The 19,368-nt window shown below is 68.5% G+C and carries 12 protein-coding genes; 6 read left to right on the forward strand and 6 right to left on the reverse strand.

Translation table 11 applies throughout. The features are described from left to right. The 6 genes from HCU64_RS24445 to HCU64_RS24470 all read right to left on the reverse strand — a co-directional run. Window positions 1–9,832 (reverse strand): amino acid adenylation domain-containing protein (locus tag HCU64_RS24445; RefSeq protein ID WP_442786011.1); only part of this gene is annotated, 9,832 nt, incomplete at its 3' end. After that, window positions 9,762–10,730, reverse strand: coding sequence for a TauD/TfdA family dioxygenase (locus tag HCU64_RS24450; RefSeq protein ID WP_233387038.1), 969 nt, complete (start codon window positions 10,728–10,730; stop codon window positions 9,762–9,764). The genes HCU64_RS24445 and HCU64_RS24450, both read right to left, overlap by 71 nt. Window positions 10,731–10,776: 46 nt before the next feature. After that, window positions 10,777–11,523 (reverse strand): thioesterase II family protein, encoded by a 747-nt coding sequence (locus tag HCU64_RS24455; RefSeq protein ID WP_233387039.1) that lies wholly within the window; start codon window positions 11,521–11,523, stop codon window positions 10,777–10,779. A 5-nt stretch (window positions 11,524–11,528) separates the two neighbouring features. Next, window positions 11,529–11,768: an MbtH family protein gene (locus tag HCU64_RS24460; RefSeq protein WP_233387040.1), complete on the reverse strand. Its 240-nt coding sequence runs from the start codon at window positions 11,766–11,768 to the stop codon at window positions 11,529–11,531. A gap of 599 nt (window positions 11,769–12,367) precedes the next feature. Beyond that, complete coding sequence (locus tag HCU64_RS24465; RefSeq protein WP_233387081.1) at window positions 12,368–12,916, reverse strand: DUF302 domain-containing protein; 549 nt, start codon at window positions 12,914–12,916, stop codon at window positions 12,368–12,370. Between the two features lie 123 nt (window positions 12,917–13,039). Continuing rightward, window positions 13,040–13,342 (reverse strand): hypothetical protein, encoded by a 303-nt coding sequence (locus HCU64_RS24470; RefSeq protein WP_233387041.1) that lies wholly within the window; start codon window positions 13,340–13,342, stop codon window positions 13,040–13,042. A 349-nt stretch (window positions 13,343–13,691) separates the two neighbouring features. On the opposite strand from HCU64_RS24470, the gene HCU64_RS24475 reads away from it, so the two are divergent. The 6 genes from HCU64_RS24475 (at window position 13,692) to HCU64_RS24500 (ending at window position 19,274) form a co-directional block, all read left to right on the forward strand. Further along, window positions 13,692–14,645, forward strand: coding sequence for a metallophosphoesterase family protein (locus HCU64_RS24475; RefSeq protein WP_233387042.1), 954 nt, complete (start codon window positions 13,692–13,694; stop codon window positions 14,643–14,645). 28 nt (window positions 14,646–14,673) lie between these two features. After that, complete coding sequence (locus HCU64_RS24480) at window positions 14,674–15,042, forward strand: cupredoxin domain-containing protein (protein WP_233387043.1); 369 nt, start codon at window positions 14,674–14,676, stop codon at window positions 15,040–15,042. Between the two features lie 164 nt (window positions 15,043–15,206). Further along, window positions 15,207–15,842 (forward strand): sigma-70 family RNA polymerase sigma factor, encoded by a 636-nt coding sequence (locus HCU64_RS24485; RefSeq protein WP_267922690.1) that lies wholly within the window; start codon window positions 15,207–15,209, stop codon window positions 15,840–15,842. Next, window positions 15,839–16,639: an anti-sigma factor family protein gene (locus tag HCU64_RS24490; RefSeq protein WP_233387045.1), complete on the forward strand. Its 801-nt coding sequence runs from the start codon at window positions 15,839–15,841 to the stop codon at window positions 16,637–16,639. Before HCU64_RS24485 ends, HCU64_RS24490 begins: the two co-directional genes overlap by 4 nt. A 321-nt stretch (window positions 16,640–16,960) precedes the next feature. Further along, complete coding sequence (locus HCU64_RS24495) at window positions 16,961–18,370, forward strand: sodium:solute symporter family protein (protein ID WP_233387046.1); 1,410 nt, start codon at window positions 16,961–16,963, stop codon at window positions 18,368–18,370. Window positions 18,371–18,422: 52 nt separating this feature from the next. Continuing rightward, the gene (locus HCU64_RS24500) at window positions 18,423–19,274 is read left to right on the forward strand and encodes an AraC family transcriptional regulator (protein WP_233387047.1); all 852 of its coding nucleotides are present in this window, start codon (window positions 18,423–18,425) and stop codon (window positions 19,272–19,274) included. Window positions 19,275–19,368: the final 94 nt, after the last annotated feature.

Consider the following 19,368-nt stretch of genomic DNA (forward strand, 5'->3'; position numbering starts at 1 on the left):
CGCGCGAGGCCGACCGGTCGGCCAGGACGATCCGGGCGCCCACGGTCAGGGGCAGCAGGAGTTCCAGCACGGCGATGTCGAAGGAGAGCGAGGTCAGGGCGAGGACGGCATCGCCCTCTGCCATGCCGGGAGCGGCGGCCATGCTCGACAGGATGTTGGCCAGGGCGGCGTGCGGGATCATCACCCCCTTGGGCAGTCCCGTGGAGCCGGAGGTGTAGATCACATAGGCCAGGGACGATGCGGATGGGCCTGACGGCGAAGGCAGGCCCGGCAGGGATGACGGCGAGGACGAAGATTTGCTGGAGCCCTCGACCAGCCCACCGCCGTCATCGATCCGCAGCAGGCGGGCTCCGCCCGAGGCCAGCGCCTGGGCGGCCTCCTCCGGGACGTCCTCCCGATCGTCCGAGACCAGGATCAGGGACAGGCCGGCATCCGCGAACATCTGGGCGAGCCGTGAGGCCGGATAGGCGGGATCGAGCGGCACGTAGGCGCCGCCGGCCTTCAGGACCGCGAGCAGCCCCACCAGCAGGCCCACGCGTCGGCCGAGCGCCAGGCCGACCCGGCTCTCGCCGGTACCGGGCGCCCCGGAGCCAGCCCCGACCCCCAGCCCGCGCAGATGCGCCGCCAGACGCTCGGCCCGTGCCTCGAGTTCTCCGTAGCTGAGGACGGATCCATCGCCCTCCACGACCGCCACCGCATCGGGAGCGCGTGCGGCGCGTGCCGCGATCGCCTCCGTCACCAGGGGGAGAGACCCGCCAGCCGCCGGGATCGCACCCGCCCCCGCCGCCCGCGTCGCCGCCACGGCCGCCGCGATCCGGTCCGCATCGCCCGCCGAGGCGACCGACCCGAGCGAGCGGGACCCATCCGCGCAGATCGCGACGAGCCAGTCCTGCAGGCCCTGCGCCATCAGGGTGGCTTGCCCCGGCGTGAACCGGGACCCGTCCACCTGCAGGTGAAGCCGCAGGCCGGTGCCGGCCGAGGCCGTCACCATCACCGGGTAGTTCGCACGCTCGGAGACCCGGACGTCGCCGAACCGCGCCGTCGCGGGAGAGGAGGACATGGGAGAGGATGACGGGCCTGCCTCGCCCTTGAGCGCGGCATCGACCGGATAGTTCTCGAACACCACCAGGGTGTCGAACAGGGCCCGCCCCGCCTGGCCCGCCAGACGCTGCAGCCGGGAGAGCGGGACATGGGCATGCTCGCGCAGGGCGAGGTTGCGCTCCTGAAGGTGGCGCAGCCAGTCTCCCACCGCGTGATCGGGAGGCGTCCCCTCCAGCACGGGCAGCGTCGCGATGAACAGGCCGAACATCGTCTCGCTGCCGGCGAGCTCCGCCGGGCGCCCCGACACCGTCGCCCCGAAGCAGACCCGCTCCTGGCCGCTCAGCCGCCGCAGCAGCAGGGACCAGGCCCCCTGGACCAGGGTGTTCAGCGTCACCCGCTCGGCGCGTGCGAAGGCCCGCAGCCGATCGAAGGCCGTGCCCTCCACCAGCACCGTGCGCTCGATCAGCGCGCCGTCGTCAGGGCCGGCCTCGCCCCCGGCTTGATCGGAAGCGCCCGCGGCAGAATCCGAGTCGCCGGCAAAGGCCTCGGCCAGATAGGTCGGGTTCTCCAGATCCCCGAGCTCGGAGCGCCAGAACGCCTCCGCGCCCTCCTGGTCCCGCCCGGCCAGCCAGGCCACGTAGTCCCGGTACAGGCCGGGCGACGACAGGGCGGTGCCAGAGGCGGAAGACGAGCCCCCCTCGCCCCGATACGCCTCCAGCACCTCCGCCAGGAACCGCGCCGACGACCAGCCGTCCAGCAGGAGGTGATGGCTCGTCCAGATCAGGCGATGCCGCGAGGCCCCCTCGGCATCGTCCGGCAGCCGCACCAGCCGCACCCGCTGCAGCGGCGCCTGCGACAGATNAGCGAGCAGGCCTGCGACGCTGCTCCGAAGCAGGTCGACCTGCTCGGCTGAGAAGAGCGCGAGATCGTGGTCGAAACGCAGGTCGAGCCGGTCCGCACCCGCGAAGACGTAGAGCGTCAGCGCGTAGTTGGTCGGGCTAGCGTGGCGCAGGTCGGTGAAGGCGGGGCGGCCGGAGCCGGCCTCGCCATCCCGCAACAGCGTGTCGTCGATCGGATAGTTCTCGAACACCACGATGGTGTCGAAGAGCGGCTGGCCGGGCCGTCCGGCGAGAGCCTGGATGAGGCCGAGAGCCGTATGCTCGTGCTCACGCAGGCGCAGGTTCCTGTCCTGGAGCGTGCGCAGCCACGCGGCGGCGCCCGTCGCCGGAGAGGCGTCGTCGATGACGGGCAGCGTGTTGATGAACAGCCCGATCATGTCCTGGGCGCCCGGAAGCTCGTCGGGCCGGCCCGCGACGGTGGCGCCGAAGGCAACCGCGTCCCGCCCGGTGAGGCGACGCAGGACGAGGATCCATGCCGCCTGCACCAGTGTGTTCAGTGTGATGCGCTCGCGCCGGGCGAAGCCCGATAGGCGCGCGAAGGCGTCGCCGTCGAGGGCGAGCGGCAGGCTGCCATGGCCCGGCTCTCCGGCACCGCTTCGATGCAGAGCCGGTGCCAGAAGCGTCGGCTCGTCGAGGGTCGCCAGTTCCTCGCGCCAGAACGCCTCGGCCGCCGCCTGGTCGCGGGTGGCGAGCCACGCGATGTAGTCGCGATAGCGTCCGCCGGACGAAGCCGCGCCCTCGGCTCCCATGATCTCGGCGAGCAGGCGTGCGGAGGACCAGCCATCCATCAGGATGTGATGGCTCGTCCAGATCAGGCGATGCCGCGGCCTTCCCCCGGACCCATCGTCCAGGCGGATCAGCCGAACCCGCTGCAGGGGGGCTCGATCGAGCGCGAACGGTGCCTCGTGCTCGGAGCGCTCGGCCTCGGCGATGCGCCGTTCGAGCCCATCGGCGCCGCCCCAATCGTCGACTACGAAAGGCAATGCGGGATCGGCGTGCACGATCTGAAGGGCGGTGCCGTCGAGGCCCTGCCAATGGATGCTCGTGCGCAGCACGGCATGCCGCCGCGTGGCACTCGTCCAGGCCGCCTCGATCCGGGCGGCGTCGATACCCTCGACCGTCACCGCGACCTGGTTGACGTAGGTGCGTCGGCTGTCGCCCTCCGAGAGGCTGTGGAACAGGATGCCGGCCTGCGTCGGCGCGAGCGGGTAGATGTCCTCGATCCCGCGCGGATCGAGGCCGGACGCGCCGAGCAAGGCGTCGAGACCGGCTTGGTCGAGGCCAGCGAGTGGGACGTCGGACGGCGTCAGGCCGGAAGCGCTGGCGCAGTGCTCGACCAGGTCGCGCAGGGTGTCGGCGTAGAGCTCGGCCAGCCGCGCGATCGTGGCCCGGTCGTGCCGCTGCCGGCCGTAGCGCCAGGATAGACGCAGGCAGCCCTCGCGCACTTCGCCGACGATGCCGAGCGGGCGGCCGAGCGGCGCCTTCGCCGAGCGAGACGGACCCGGATCCTCGTCGGTCAGGGCAAATAGGCTATCGGAACCGAAGGCTGCATCGAGCTGGCCGAGATAGTTGAAGGTCACCTGCGGCTGCGGCGACGCCTCGAGCGCCGCGCGCTGCTCGGCGCGGCCGAAGCGGGACAGCAGACCGTAGCCGAGGCCGCGCTCGGGAATCGCGCGGATGGCGTCCTTGGTGCGCTTGATCAGAGCGCCTGCGTCGCCGCGCGCTCCATCGAGGCGCAGGGGAAACACGGTCGTGAACCAGCCGACGGTCCGTGACACGTCCATGCCGGGCAAGACGTCCTCGCGGCCATGGCCTTCGAGTTCGACCAGCACGGCGTCTTGCCCGGACCAGCCGCTCAATGTGCGCGCCAGGGCGGCGAGAAGCAGATCGTTGACCTGAGTGCGGTAAGCGGAAGGCGCTTCGGTCAGGAGGCGGCGGGTGAGGCCGGCATCAAGGATGCAGGCCACCGTCTCGGCATCCGCCAGGAGTTCGGGTGTCGCCGGAATGCGGTCGCTCGGCAGGCCGGCATCCAAGCCGTTGCCCTGGGCCAGCCAGAACGGAAGTTCCGCTGCCGGTGCAGGGGGTTCGCGCAGGCGTGTGGCCCAATGCGCGAAGCTATCGGTCTTCGCCCCGAGATCGATCGGACGCCCCTCGCTCGCTTGAGCGTAGGCGGTCACGAGATCCTCGAGCAGGACACGCCAGGACACGCCGTCGACCGCGAGATGGTGGATCGCGATCAACAGGTGCTGGTCGCCTTCGGGCCTGTCGATCAGCAGGGCCTGGACCAGGCAGCCGGCCCCGAGATCGAGGCTGGCCTGCACCTCGGCGCAGAGGCCCGCAATGGCCGCCGAACCAGCGGCTGAGACCCGGCGCAACAGGTCGGTGCGGGGGGCAGCTGCCCCGCGCTCCGCTCGCCAACCGGACGCGCCCTCGTCGAAACGTGTCGTCAGCGCCTCGTGATGGTCGAGAAGCGCCTGCAAGGCCTTGGCCAGGGGCTCCGGATCGAGCCGCTCGCGCGCGGCGAGCAGGAGCGACTGGTTCCAGTGATGCCGGTCGACGGTGACCTCGGCGAAGAAACGGTCCTGGATCGGGAGCAGCGGGATGGACGCGGCCGGCGCTTCGGCCGGCTTCGCGGCGGCGGCCTTCGGGGCTACCGTTCCGGCGACTTCGGCGAGGCTTCGGACCGTCTGCCGGTCGAAGATCTGCTTCGGGGTGAGCTTGATGCCGCGCTTGCGCAGCCGGGCGATCACCTGGAGGCTGAGGATCGAATCCCCGCCCAGCTCGAAGAAGTTGTTGGTGGCACCGACGCTGTCGCGGCGCAGCACCTGGCACCAGATCTCGGCGATGGCCTGTTCGACCTCGCCCATCGGCTCGGCGGCTGTGTTCGCCGCGGGCGCCGCCTCGGGGAGCGGCAACGCCTTGCGGTCGAGCTTCCCGTTGGCCGTGAGCGGCAGGCGGTCGAGCAGAAGGATGTGCGCCGGAATCATGTAGTCCGGCAGCTGCGTGGCGAGCCTCGCCTTGAGCGCCGCGGGCTCGGGGGCGGCCCCTGGCGCGGCGGTGACGTAGGCCACGAGCTGGCGGGCAGCCTCGCCCGGCACGACGGGCTGCGCTAGAACGACGGCCTCCGCCAAGCTCGGATCCGCCGCGAGCATCTGCGCGATCTCGCGAGGCTCGATGCGGTAGCCGCGCAGCTTGATCTGGTCGTCGCTGCGCACGAGGAAGACGAGGTTGCCGTCGCGGTCCGCGCGCATCCGGTCGCCGGTCCGGTAGAGCCGGCTGCCCGGCGCTCCGAACGGGTTCGGCACGAAGCTTTCCGCCGTGGCGACGGGGTTGCCGAGATAGCCGCGGGCGAGCCCTTCACCGCAGACATATAGTTCGCCTGCGACGCCGGCCGGGACGGGGTTCAGCGACGCATCGAGGACATGCGCTTCGCAATTGGCGAGTGGCAGGCCGACCGGCACGACCTCGCTGGCCTCACCGACCTCGTGAGTGACAACGCCGACCGTCGTTTCCGTCGGCCCGTAGTGATTGAGGATGCGCAACGTCGGCCGCAACCGGCGGATCTCCGCGACGAGCGCCGGATCGCAGGCCTCGCCGCCGAGAACGAGCGTCTTGCGCGGCAGCACGTCGCCGGAGGCCTCCGCCTGGATCAGCCCGCGCAGGTGGCTCGGGACGATCTTGAGGATATCGACGGCGTGATCGCGCATTCGGGCGGTGAACAGCGCAGCGTCGAAGGCATTGTCGCGCGGGAAGAGGTCGAGGCCGGCGCCGGAGGCCAGCGCACCGAACAGCACGGTGTGGCCGAGATCGGCCGCCGGGGTCGAGACCATGGCCATGACGTCGCCCGGCTCGGGCCGCAGGCGCAGCAGCAGCGCCTGCACGTAGTTGGCGAGCGCGCCATGAGCGACCACGACGCCCTTCGGGTTCCCCGTCGAGCCCGAGGTGTAGATGACGTAGGCCGCCTGACGCGGATCGATCGCCGGGAAAGCTGCCGAGCCTGGCTGCGGTGAGACGCTGCCTGCATCGATGACGGTGCGGCCGGTCTCGCGGGCGAGTTTGAGCGCGTCTCCGGCCGACAGGACGGTGGCGATCCCGGCATCGTCCAGCAACGCCCGCACGCGGCCGAGCGGCCATGACGGGTCGAGCGGGACGGCGACGCCACCGGCTTTCATCACGCCGAGGAGTGCGATCACGAACGTGTTCGAACGCTCGGCGAGGATGGCGACGCGGGTCTCGGCGGCGATCGCGCTGGCGCGAAGATCGGTCGCGAGCCCGTTCGAGCGGGCATCGAGTTCCGCATAGGTCAGGCTGTCGTCGGCGTCGACGACGGCCTCGGCTTCGGGCCAGGACCGCGCGGCATCGGCGAAGAGCTGCGGGAACGTCACGGCCGAAAAGGCCTGCCGCTCGGTGGCGATCGGGCGCTGGCTCGCCTCCGGAAGCGTGAGGTTCGCCAGGGGCCGATCGGCGGCAACCGCGACCTGACGGAGAACGTCACCGAACTGCGCGGCGATCCGCTCGATCGTGTCACGGTCGAAGAGGTCGGTGGCGAAGTTGAACGTCGCCTTCATCCCATCGGCGCCGTCGAGAATGTCGAGGGCCAGATCGAAATGCGCGCCGGCGAGGTCGACGATGCGGATCTCGGCATCGAGCCCGGGCACCGAGGTGAAGCCGCGTGGCTCGGCCATGTAGTTGAACTTGGCCTGGAAGAGAGGGTTGTGGCCGAGGCTGCGCTCGGGGGCGAGGCGCTCAACGAGGCGCTCGAAGGGCACGTCCTGGTGGGCGAGCGCCTCGATGACGGCCTGCTTGGTCTGGGCCAGCAGACCTGAGAAGCTGAGCCGGTCGTCGGTGGAGAGGCGCAGCACCAGCGTGTTGACGAAGAAGCCGATCAGCCCCTCCAGCGGCTTCAGCCGCCGGTTGGCGGTGGGCACGCCGATGCGCAGATCTTGCTCGCCGGAATTGCGGTGGAGCAGCACGGCGAAGGCGGCGAGCAGCACCATGAAGGTGCTGGCCTGTTCGGTGCGGGCGAACGCGCGGATTTGGGCCGCGAGGTCGGCCTCGATGGCGAGCGTGACCGTGTCGCCGCGATGGCTCTGCTGCGGCGGGCGCGGCCGGTCATGCGGTAGGGCGAGGACGGGATGCTCGGTGCCAAGCCACCCGGCCCAGAAGCCGAGCTGGCGCTCGCCCTCTCCGGCGCCGAGCCAGCCGCGCTGCCAGGCGGCGTAGTCGGCATATTGCACAGGCAGTGTCGGCAAGGCGGCCGCAGCGTCGAGATAGAGCGCGCCGATCTCGTCGAGCAGCACACCCATCGAGACGCCGTCGACCACGATGTGATGGGCGGTGAGCACGAATTCGTGCTCCTCCGCGCCGAGTCGCAGCAGGGTTGCGCGCAGCAGCGGGCCGGTGGTCAGGTCGAAGGGCACGGCGAGCGCGTCGCGGGTCCGCTCGGCGACGGCCTCGGCCTGCGCCGCGCCGTCGAGGGCGCTGAGATCGACGATCTCCACCGGCACCGGGGCTGCTTCGTGGATGATCTGCGTTCCGCCACCCTCGCCCGCCTCGAAGGTGGTGCGCAGGGCCTCGTGCCGGGCGACGACGGCATCGAGCGCCCGTGAGAGCGAGCCGGCATCGAGCGTGCCGCGCAGCCGGATCGCTCCGGCAACGGTGTAGGCGGTACTGGCCGGGGCCATCTGCCAGAGGAACCAGAGCCGCTCCTGGGCATGCGACAGCGCCAGCGGCGCGGCGCGCGAGACCGGCACTACCGGCGTGATGCCGTCCGAGGCAGCGCGCGGCAGCGTGCCGACATGTGCGGCGAAGGCGGCGAGCGTCGGGTGGCGGAAGAAAGCCGAGAGGCCGAGCTCGACCTTCAGGGTCTCGCGCAAGGCGGCGGCGGCCTGGGCGGCGGCGATGGAGTTGCCGCCGAGGGTGAAGAAATCGTCCGCCGGGGCGATGTCGGTGAGCGCGAGGGCTTCGCGCCACGCCTCGATAACGGCACTCGCGACCGCTCCCCCACCCACTCCCTCATCCTGAGGTGTTGGGTTGGATGCGGTTGCGGCCACAGCCCCATCCACCCGCCTGCCGCCGACGAACACGGCAAAGCTGTCGAGACCGCTCTCCCAGCGCAGGCCGCAAGCCGCGCGTTGCAGCTTGCCGCTGGTGGTGAGCGGCATGCCGCGCGGATTGAGCAGTACGCTCACCACGGGGGCCTCGCCGCAGGCCTGGATCACGGCCTTGGCGAGGGCGTCGCGCAGGTTTTCGGCAGGTACGAGATTGGCGATGCCGCGGCGGAACTCGGCGGCGATGCCGATGCCCTCGCAGCCATCGATCTCGACCGGGAAGGCGGCGACGCGGCCCGGCCGCACCACTTCGATCTCGGCCTCGACCGCCGTCTCGATGTCGAGGGCGAAGAGGTTCTGGCCGCGCACGATCAGCATGTCCTTGATGCGCCCGGTGACGACGACGCCACCATCCCGGCGCACGAAGCCGAGATCTCCCGTGCGCAGCCAGTGGCCGCTCTCGGTCTCGACGAAGGCGGCCTGCGTCGCTGCCTCGTTGCGCCAGTAGCCGCGGGCGACGCTCGGGCCGCGAACCCAGATCTCGCCGATCGTGTCCTGATCGGCCATGCGGCTGCCATCGGTGCGCATGATGTGGATGGTATGGTCGGGCCGGGTATGGCCGGCCGCCACCAGCGGCGAGCCGTCCTCCGCCTCGACGACCCGGCCCTGCCCCAGCGCTGTGCGGTCGTAATTGACGATGCTCGCGCTCTCGCCGGGCGGGCTGCCGGTGACGAACAGGGTCGCCTCGGCGAGGCCGTAGCCGGGGCACAGCGCCTTGGGCGAGAACCGGCTCGCTGCGAAGCGCCGGGTGAAGCGGTCGAGGGTGCCGGCGCGGACGAATTCCGACCCACTGAACGCGATGCGCCAGGTGCTGAGGTCAAGCGTTTCGGCGACGGCATCGCTGATCCGGTCGGCGCAGAGAGCGTAGGCGAAGTCGGGACCGCCACTGAAGGTCGCGCCAAAGCGCTGGATCGTCTCCAGCCAGCGGCGCGGGCGCTCGGTGAAGCTCTTCGGGTCCATGAGAACCGCGGAGATACCGAGGTAGAGCGGCTGCAGCAGGCCGCCGATCAGGCCCATGTCGTGGAACAGCGGCAACCAGCTCACGACGATGTCGTCCTGGCTCATGCGGAACGCGTCGGTGATCGCGCGCTCGTTGGCCGCGAGATTGGCATGCGAGACGCAGACCCCCTTCGGCTGGGCGGTCGAGCCGGAGGTGTATTGCAGGAACGCGATGTCGTCGGGCACCGGCGAGGATTCCCGCCAGTCGGAGGCCGCAGAGGCTGGCACGACATCGACTGCGATGATGCGGCTATCGGCATCCGGCGGCAGCTCGGCCGCGATCAGGCCACTCAGCGCCGCGGTCGTCAGGATGAAGCGCGGCTCGGCGTCAATCATGATGCCGCGCAGACGCGTGGCGTGCTGCGTGCGCCCGCGATCCGGCGGGTAGGCGGGCACCGCGATCACGCCGGCATAGAGGCAGGCATAGAAGGCAACGACGTAGTCGACACTGTTCGGGAAGAGCAGCAGCGCGCGCTCGCCCCGCGCCACACCCTGCTGCAGATGTGCCGCCACCGCGCGAATGCGCGCGTCGAGTTCGGCATAGGTCAGGTCGGCGGCCAGCGTGTCGCCGTCGAGGAAGCGCAGGGCGCGGGCCTCGGGCTTGAGCGCGGCGTGGCTCCGCAGCCGGTCGACGAGAGAGTCGTTTCGCATGCTGATCGCTGACTGGGTGTGATGCCGCGGCGAAGAGGCGGGCCGTGGCCCGCCAGGAAAATCAGTGCTGGCCGTGGGCCTCGGCCATCGCGACGATGACCTTGCGCGGGCCCTTGAAGGGCGTGCGGGCATGCGCTGTGAGCATGTTGTCCAACATGATCACGTCCCCGCTCTGCCAGGGGAAGATCACCGTGTGCTGCTTCAGCACGCCGCGCACCGTGTCGAGGGTCGCATCGTCGATCGGGGTGCCGTCGCCGTAGAGGACGTTGCGCGGCAGCTCTTCCTCGTCCTCGACTATGTCGAGAAGGCTCTCGCGTACCTCGGGCTCGAGGTTCGAGACGTGGAACAGATGGGCCTGGTTGAACCAGACCCACTCGCCGGTGACGGGATGGCGCGCGGCGCCCTGGCAGACCTGCCGGGTGCGCAACTCGCCGTCATCCTTCCAGTCGCAGGTGATGCCGTGCTTTTCGCAGTATGCCTCGACCTCGGCCCTGTCCTCGGTGCCGAAGACCTGTTGCCACGGCACGTCGAGCCCATTGCCGTAATTGCGGACATACATCAGGCCCTTGTCGACGAAGGCCTGGCGGATCGCCTCGGGCACGTCGTTGAAGATGGCGCGGCTGTCGGCGATCGGGGTCTCGCCACCCTCGGGCGCCGCCTGCATGCAGTAGAACCAGATCTTCATCGGCCAATCCCGCGTATAGGCCTGCTCGTTGTGCAGCGGGATGTGCTGGTGCGGCGGGTATTCGGTGGAGGTGTAGACGCCTTTGGTGACCTGGCTGCGCGGGGTCGAGCCGAACTCGTAGGTCAGGAGCGGATGGCCGAAATTGCCCGCGAAGGCGCGGAAGGCATCCGCCCCGTCGAGGTCGAAGCCGCGGAACATCACGCCGCCGCCGGTGCGCAGGTGCCGGTCGATCTCGGGCCGCATCTCGGGCAGCGCGTCCGAGAGCAGGATCGACGAGCCGGATGCCTCGAACAGCATCGGCAGGCTGGTGCCCTCCAGGAGAGGACGGACGGTGAAGGCGCTCATGTCGCGGGTGGCTCCGTCTGCGGGTTTCGTGTCGTCTCGGCGTGGATCAGGCGGTGGCTGCGAGGGCGTCTTTCGGCAGCCGCTCGGCCAGATCTTTCTCGATCAGGCTGAGTACCTCGGCCTGCCGTTCGTGGATGAAGAAATGACTGCCCCGCACGAGATCGAGCCGGAAACCGGCTTCGGTCTCGCGGCCCCAGGCTTCGAGGGCCGCCCCGGCGCAATCGTCCTCGGTGCCGCCGAGCGTATGGATCGGGCACGGCAGCTTGGGGCGCGGGCGGTAGGCGAAGGCGCCGCACATCAAGAAGTCGGCGCGCAGGATCGGGAGGAAGGTCTCCATCAGCTCGGCGCTGGCAATCGCCTCCTCGGGGGTGCCGCGCATGGCGCGCAGCTCGGCGATCAGCTCGGCATCGCTGCGCGGGCGGCGCCAGTCGCTGTCGTCCCGCACGGAGGGCGCCTCGGTGCCCGAGGCGAACAGCACCAGCGGTGGCGCTGCGCTCCGCGCGACCAGCACGTGAGCCAGCTCGTAGGCGACGACCGCCCCGAGGCTGTGGCCGAACAGGGCATAGGGCCGGTCGAGCCGGTCGCCGATTTCGTCCGCGAGCTGCCAGGCGAGATCGTGGGGATCGGTGCCGAGCGGCTCGTCCATGCGCGCGCCGCGGCCGGGAAACTCGACGAGCTCCGGTGCGATCCAGGGCGGCAGCAGCCGCCGCCAGCGCGCATAGGCCATCGCACTGCCGCCCGCATAGGGCAGGCAGAACAGCCTTACCGCCGCGTTGTCGCTCTCCCGCGCCACCGCGATCAGTGGACCGACGGATTGGCTCCGCCCGCGTCGGTCTGCTCCTCCATGTGCTTGCGCAGGCTGAGCGGCCGCATGTCGGTCCAGATCTCCTCGATGTAGCCGAGGCAATCCTTCTTCGGCCCGCTCTTGCCGACCGCGCGCCAACCGGCCGGGATCTCCTTGTATTCCGGCCAGATCGAGTACTGCTCCTCGTGGTTCACCACGACGATGAAGGTGATGTCGTCCCGATCGAAAATCACGGCTGTCTCTCCTGTCTTGCTCAGCGGCTCCGAGGTCGCTCCGCGTCGGCTCGTCAGACTGCGGTTCGACACCAGCGATCAGCGTCGCGACACGCTTGCCCAGGACCGGGCTCACTCGGCGCAAGACGGCTTCGAACGCCTCACATCGAAATGTGCGCATGCCTTTCGAAGCGAATGCTCGCTTGGGGGCCTGCGGTCCGTTTCAGTCATAGGGAGAACGAACGGCCTCCCGCCGAATTTAGTGGCGGGCCACATGGAAAGTGCTTGATCACAAAGCCCACGGAGCCCGCGGCCTCGCCGTGCATGGCGCGGAAGAGGTCCTGTCGGACGGCTCTCAAGCTACATTTGCAACAGGATGTTGGCAGCTGCCGGCAGACGAATGGACTGTCGCGCGGGGCAGCGGCTGATTTGGTCCCCTCAGCAAGAAACGCCGGCCGCCGCGCTTGGCGGAGACGTTCTCGACAGTCGTCGACAAGCGGGGCGTGCGGGTGAAATAGCTCAAGACGAAGACTGCGATCCCGGTCGCTGGTGCGTCGAGACCCTCTGCTGATTGCGGCACCGTCTCCGGCCGCCGTGGAACATCACCGAGGTGCTCGGCCCTACTTGCCGGCCGAGACGGCTGCGGCGATCAGCGGTTCCGCTGCTCCCAGCTTCGCGGCCATACCGGCCGGAAGGCCATGCAGGCCTTCGAGTGCGGCAGCTGGCGTGTAAAGCACCAGCGTCTTGCCGGAGGCGTCCTCGCGCACCAGCAGCTTGAGCGGCAGCTCGAGGGCGAAATCGGGCGCGACGAGCATCAAGGGCGTGCCACCCTTTGGGTTGCCGTAGACGATGAGGGTGGTCGGCGGCATGTCGAGCCCAACCGACTGGGCCGCCGCACGCTGGTCGATGGCCGCAAAGATCGTCAGGCCTTTGCTTTCCAGCGTGCTGCACAGCCGCTGCACTGTCTCCGCGAAGCCGTAAGTGCTCTCGAGCTGCGTCGTGTCGGTCATCTTCTTCTCCGTGGCGAGAGACGGCGAAACAGGCACAATCACCGGCAGAATTGCGCAGGCAAGTATGCTGATAAGGAGTGGCAGACGGTACACCATCTGCGAGGCGGCAAACGTGCGCTTGATGGCGTTGCGGCCACGATAAAGCACGGGTGAGAGCACGGCTTCCAACGTCGGTTGGCCAGCCAAGCCATACCTATCCGGACCCTGGGACGAACACCGTACGATCCGTCGTTATGGTCCATTCAAAGCCAACGCGCAGAGCGCGTTGGCGGAGCTCGAGCTTCAGTTCAGTCCACCACCCGAGGTCGATCCGAGGTTCTGTGCGATCGGATCACGTTCGGGAAACTCGGCGTTGCCGAGCGTGCTGCTCCGCATCGACCGGCCGGGGAAGCCGAAATCGCCTGTCGACCTAATGCTGCCGGTCCGGGTGGGCTCAAAGGAGCCGAGGCTGTCGTAGCTCGTCGGAACGCCAATGCGTGGTGCGTGGCGATGAGCGGCGTAAGCCGGAGCGGCAGCGATTGGCAGGAGAAGCAGAACGGCGGCAACCGTGCGGACAGGGGTGCGAACGAGGCTATGGATGGTCATGTCGGTCTCCTTGATGATGGCCAGCCGGATCCAATGACGCGGGCGGCTCCGGATCTGGCACGCTGCCAAATCCGCCATCCTGCGACCCGAATAGTGTTCGAGATCTTGGCTCTGCTGGATCGATACGAGGGGCGTTCCGCCTCTCACGGCAACAAGACCGCTCACTGGGTCAGTTTATTCCCGGTCTCAAAATAAAAATCGACAGAGAACGATTGATGATTTGTCTCGCGCGCGTACTAGCGACGCTGCCGCGCCATTTTATTTTTGCAATGCCGGGAATATCCGGGGGCCGGGGCCGGTCTGGATCCGCAAGGGACGTCGATGTCCCCCGAACAGACGGAGCCGGACCATGCATGATCCCACGGACCCGAACGACGACCCGACGCGGCCGAGTCGCCGCGGCGCGCTCGAGTGTATGGTCTGGGCAGGCACTGGCCTCCTCTGGACGCTCGGAGGCGGCCTCCCGCGAGCTGTGGGGCTGGAGCGGGCGCTGGCGGCGGAGGCATCTCCGGCGCCGTTCAGCTTCCTCCAGATCAGCGACAGCCATGTGGGCTTCAACAAGCCGGCAAACCCGGATGCGCTGGGCACCCTGCGCGAGGCGGTCGAGAAAATCCGCACGTTGCCGCAGAAGCCATCCTTCATCATTCACACTGGCGACATCAGCCATTTGTCGAAGGATCGGGAGTTCGACGATGCCGACCAGATCCTTCGCGAGACCGGCGTGCCGATGTTCTACGTGCCCGGTGAGCACGACCTGCTCGATGACGAACCAGGCCGCGCCTATCTCGACCGCTACGGAAAAGGCTCACGCGGCGCCGGTTGGTACAGCTTTGACCAGAACGGCGTGCACTTCATCGGTCTCGTCAACGTCGTCGACCTGAAGGCAGGCGGCCTCGGCAATCTCGGCGCCGAGCAACTTGACTGGCTAGAGAAGGATATCGCGGGGCTTTCATCGAGTAAGCCCATCGTCGTCTTCGCGCACATCCCGCTCTGGACGGTCTATCCCGAATGGGGCTGGGGTACGCAGGACGGTGCCCGTGCCCTCGCGCTGCTCAAGCGTTTCGGCTCGGTGACGGTGCTGAATGGGCACATCCACCAGATCATCCAAAAGGTCGAAGGCACCATCGCGTTCCATACCGCGCGCTCGACGGCCTTTCCGCAACCGGCGCCGGGAAGCGCCCCCTCGCCGGGGCCGATGAAGGTGCCGGCCGGCGAGCTGCGCCAGCATCTCGGCATTGCCAGCGTCAGCCTTGTGCACGGCAACGAACCGCTTGCCGTCATCGACACTCCGCTCGCCGGCTGACCGCCCTCCCCTCGATCAGGAGTCTACCATGACCTTGGCATCCGCCCTCATACGTGCGCACATCCGAGAAAGGCTCGCTGCCGCCCTCGCCCTGCCGATCGTAGCTCTGGCCGCTTCGTCAATTGCAATGGCCGGCGAGCCCGTCACCATCCGCATCGACAACTTCACCTTCGGCCCAGAGACGGTGACGGTTGCGCCAGGCACAAAGGTGATCTGGATCAACGGCGACGACATCCCACACACGGTGGTCTCGCAGACCAAGCTCTTCCGCTCGAAGGCCCTGGATACCGACGATCGTTACACCTTCACCTTCGATGCGCCAGGGGAGTATCCTTACTTCTGCTCGTTGCACCCGCACATGACCGGCAAGGTCGTGGTGAAGGCCCCGGCGGGCTGAGCCGGCACGATTTCGCCCATGTCGGCAACGGATGCGGGAGCGGTCTCGTGAGAGCGGACGCGCTGATTGGGGCCGGATGGCCAGGGGGCATCTGGTCTCCCTTCACCATCTCGACCTGGCTCGACGCCGCGGGACGGCGCATCGCGTCCTGGCGGATTCTCGCCATGTCGACCGTCGAAGGCGCTGCCTTTTCCGGAGCATCCGCACGGCCGGTGCCCGGTGCGCAAGCCGCCTCTTCGGCCGGCGGTGCGGGCTTCCGAGAGACGGTGCTTCCGCATCTCGATGCCGCCTACAATCTCGCCCGCTTCCTGACCCGGGACGCAGATGCCGCCGACGACATCGTGCAGGACGCCTTCTTGCGCGCCTTCAGAGCCTTCGACGGCTTCCGCGGAGGCGATGCCAGGGCGTGGCTGCTCACCATCGTGCGCAACTGCGTGCGTAGCTGGGCCAGCGAGCGAAGCCGGGTCCGCGCTCTCTGCGAGCCGCTGGCTCCGGCCGCGCAAGCCGGGGAGATGCCAGACACCGAGACGCCGGACCGGGAACTCTTCGATCCCGATCAGGAGACCCCCGAATCCGCGCTCGTGCGCGACAGCGAAGCGAGTCTGATTCGCCGGCTGATCGAGGCGCTGCCGGATTCATTCCGTGAGGTTCTGGTTTTGCGCGAGTTCGACGACCTTTCCTACAAGCAGATCGCCGACATCACGGCGACACCGATCGGCACGGTGATGTCGCGGCTCGCCCGGGCTCGGCAGATGCTCGGCGAGGCTTGGCGCAGCCGCAGCGGCGAGGAACGGCAATGACGCGCCAAACCGATCCGCATTGTCCAGAAACCGCGCTGCTCCACGCTCTGGTCGACGGTGAGCTGGACGCGGCCAACGTTCTGCGCTGCGAAGACCATATTGCCCGATGCGCAGCCTGCACCGCGGAGCTCGACCAGTTGCGCGCGCTCCGCGCAGGACTCGCGCGCGACGGCGTCGCTTGGCGCGCGCCCGACGATCTGCGCGCGAGGATCATCGCCTCGCTCGCCCAGGAAGAGGGCCGCACGGCTCCGACGAGACCTGCGGCGGGACGCGGCTGGCTTTCGCGGCTGCGCGAAGCGGCACAGGGCTGGGCCATGGTACCAAGTGGGCTCGCCATCGCGGCCAGCCTCGCCCTCGCAGTCATGATCACGCGCCCGGATGACGGCGGCGATCTCTCAAAGCAACTTGTAGCCGGTCATGTCCGATCACTGCTGGCAAGCCACCTGACCGACGTTCAGACCTCGGATCAGCACACGGTGAAGCCGTGGTTCTTGGGCAAGATCGACTTCTCACCACCGGTGATCGATCTCGCCGACCAAGGCTTCCCGCTGGTCGGCGGCCGTCTCGACTACGTCGACAACCGGGTTGTTGCGGCGTTGATCTACAAGCGGCACAAGCACGTCATCAATCTATTCCTCTGGCCATCGGGTCATCAGGGGCCGAAATCCGGCGCCATCGAGGGTTACAACTTCATGGGCTGGCAACAGGCCGGGTTGACCTTCTGGGCGGTGTCGGACCTCAACGCGGTCGAGTTGAAGGAATTCCGGGACGACTTCGCCGAGCGCGCGCCTCGGTGAATGACCGCCGATGCAGGTTGCCACCTGTCCTGATGTGAGCTTAGCGAAAATTTGAGCAAGTATTCTTGAATGATATGCCAAAGTAATAGAATTCTTAAGCCATTCTCTGGTGCTCGCGGCATGCTTGGCTGCGCATATCAGCTGCGATGATCGCGCAAATAAGCAATCGCACTTTGGCAAGCTCGGCGCATCACCTCATTGTGTGTCTATCAATGTGAAGTATGCCGGCCAGACCCCTTGGGGCGGCGAGCATACTCGGGAGGGAACGGCACGCCGAGAACCGTCACGACGGATCCGCTTGCCGTGCGCTGAAGGCAGGCGATGCAGTCGAATTGGTTGGTTCTGGGGCTCACCCTCGCCTACATGCTCGGCATGGGGCTGATCAGCCTCTGGGCGAAGCGCTACGCCAAGAGCGCCGAGAAGTTCACGACGGGCGGCACACGTCATCCCGCCTTCCTCATTGGCTTCCTGCTGATGTCCGAATTCATTGGCACTGCCGCGAGCGTCGGCACCACGCAGACTGCCTACAAGGCGGGATTGTCCGCCGCCTGGAACATCGCAGCGCTCGGCATCGGCTTCGTCCTCTACGCCGTCTTTCTCGCGCGCCGCTTCAAGGATCTCGGCGAGAACACGATCTCGGGCGCTCTCTCCCACGCTTACGGACGGCCGACCAAGCTCGCCACCTCCGTCATCATGATCTTCGCGCTGCAGATCGTGGCGATCTCGACCTATGCGGGCGGCGGCTCGATCCTGGCCGGCCTGCTCAAGGTCGACCGCACCACCGCCATCGTCATCACCGGCATCGTTTCGACGCTCTATGTCGGCGTCGGCGGCATGCATTCGGTGATCTACACCAACGTGGTCCACGCGATGGTGAAGTATCTCGGCATCCTCGTCGCCGCCGGCTTCGGCCTCTGGCTCGTCGGCGGCCCGAGCGAGCTCGCCCTGCGGGTGCCGCCCGACATGTTCTCGGTCGACAAGGTCGGCTGGGCCCAGATCTGCGCCTGGCTGATCGCCGGCATCGGCGCGGTCTTCTCGACCCAGTACGTCATCCAGGCGATCAACACGGTGCCGGATGGGCAGACCGCGCGGAAAGCGAGCTTCTACTGTGCCGTGCTGCTGGTGCCCTTCGGCATCCTCGCCGCCCTCGTCGGAGTCTGCGCCTCGGCGGCCCTGCCGGGCATCAAGCCGATCGACGCCCTGCCGCAGCTCATCGCGCGCATGGATAGCGGGCTCGCCGCCATCGTCGTGGCGGGCGTGGCCGGCTCGCTCTTTGGTACGATCTCGGCGCTGAGCATCGGCGCGGCGACCCTGATCTACAAGGACTTCTACCTGCCGCTCGCCGGCGAGGGACGCGGCTCGCTCGCCTTCGTCCGGTTCGCCACCATCGCGGTCGGCCTGCTGCCGATCCCGCTCGCCATCTACGCGCCGGACATCCTCAAGGTGACCTTCCTCGCGAAGTCGCTGAGGGCGACGCTGGCCGTGCTGGTGCTCTTCGCCTTCTTCGCCCCGCGCTTCAGCAGCGGCAAGGCGGCGGTCGTCAGCATCGTCGCCTCGCTGATCTGCACGGTCGGCTGGTTCCTGGCCGGCGATCCCTACGGCGTCGACAACGCCTACATCGCCTTCGGCATCCCGCTGGTCGTGATGGTGCTGGGCCACTTCCTGAAGGGTGACGGCGCCCGCGACCTGCCGGGCCATGCCGTCCCGAGCGACGATCCCGGGCGGGCCTGAGCGATGAAAGGGACGCGCTGCAGCCGAAACGCAGGCCCGCGAGTTATCCGGCATGTCGCAAGCGCTTGAGATCACCCACGGCGCCTTCGGCCGCGTCGCCCTGCTCGACATGGACAGGGCGCTGGTGCGGCATGCCCATCCGCATTGCCACGTGCTGCTCAAGGTCGATGGCGACGACACCCAGTTCCTGGTCGGCGACCGGCTCGTCTCGCTGACCGACGACCAGCTCGTGCTGGTCAATGCCTGGGAGACCCACGCCTACGTCCATGACCCGGCGCGCGAGAAGGCGGTGATCCTCGCGCTCTACATCGAGCCGGACTGGCTGCGCGGCTTCCGGCCGAACTGGGCCGCGAGCGGCGCGCCCGATTTCTTCGAGCGCGCCACCGGCGCCACCACACCCGCGATCCGCGCCATCACCCAGGATCTCGCGGCGGAGCTGATCTACGCCTCGGGCTCGAACCACATCCAGGACGAGCTCCTGTCCCGCCTGATGATCGCGGTGATCGAGCGTTTCACGGCCTGGCGCGACGTTGGTGGCTCGAGCCGGGACGCGGCCCGGCCGGCCTCCGATTGGCGGGTGCGCCGCGCCATCGAGCGGATGCGGGAGAACCCGGGCGCGGCTGGCGGCGTCAGCACCCTCGCCCGCGAGGCCGGGTTGTCGCGGGCGCACTTCTATCGGCAGTTCGAGATGATGACGGGCGCCTCGCCCAACGTCTTCCTCAACGCGATCCGCGTCGAGCGCGCCGTCGAGGCGCTGGTCGGTGCTGAGGACGAGATCGGCGAACTCGGCACGCGGCTCGGCTTCGGCGAGCCCGCGCATTTCTCGCGCTTCTTCCGCGACCATGTCGGCGTGCCGCCAAGCGCCTTCCGCAGGATCGCACGCCGGGGTGCGCCGGCTCATTAATGAGACGGATTGGTAAGCCGCGGGGCCGCCCCGGCATGGTCCCTCCCCCGGCGCGCGCCTAGTCTCTCTTCGTGCATGGAGCCCGCAAGAGCTC

Origin of the sequence: Methylobacterium sp. C25 (assembly GCF_021352225.1) — a bacterium.
Taxonomy (GTDB): domain Bacteria; phylum Pseudomonadota; class Alphaproteobacteria; order Rhizobiales; family Beijerinckiaceae; genus Methylobacterium.

Bases quoted from the DNA above. Each gene is read 5' to 3' on its own strand.
- HCU64_RS24485 (WP_267922690.1), top strand. From the start codon at position 15,207: ATGTCGACCGTCGAAGGCGCTGCCTTTTCCGGAGCATCCGCACGGCCG.
- HCU64_RS24500 (WP_233387047.1), top strand. From the start codon at position 18,423: ATGTCGCAAGCGCTTGAGATCACCCACGGCGCCTTCGGCCGCGTCGCC.
- HCU64_RS24480 (WP_233387043.1), top strand. From the start codon at position 14,674: ATGACCTTGGCATCCGCCCTCATACGTGCGCACATCCGAGAAAGGCTC.
- HCU64_RS24450 (WP_233387038.1), bottom strand. From the start codon at position 10,730: ATGAGCGCCTTCACCGTCCGTCCTCTCCTGGAGGGCACCAGCCTGCCG.
- HCU64_RS24490 (WP_233387045.1), top strand. From the start codon at position 15,839: ATGACGCGCCAAACCGATCCGCATTGTCCAGAAACCGCGCTGCTCCAC.
- HCU64_RS24470 (WP_233387041.1), bottom strand. From the start codon at position 13,342: ATGACCATCCATAGCCTCGTTCGCACCCCTGTCCGCACGGTTGCCGCC.
- HCU64_RS24495 (WP_233387046.1), top strand. From the start codon at position 16,961: ATGCAGTCGAATTGGTTGGTTCTGGGGCTCACCCTCGCCTACATGCTC.
- HCU64_RS24475 (WP_233387042.1), top strand. From the start codon at position 13,692: ATGCATGATCCCACGGACCCGAACGACGACCCGACGCGGCCGAGTCGC.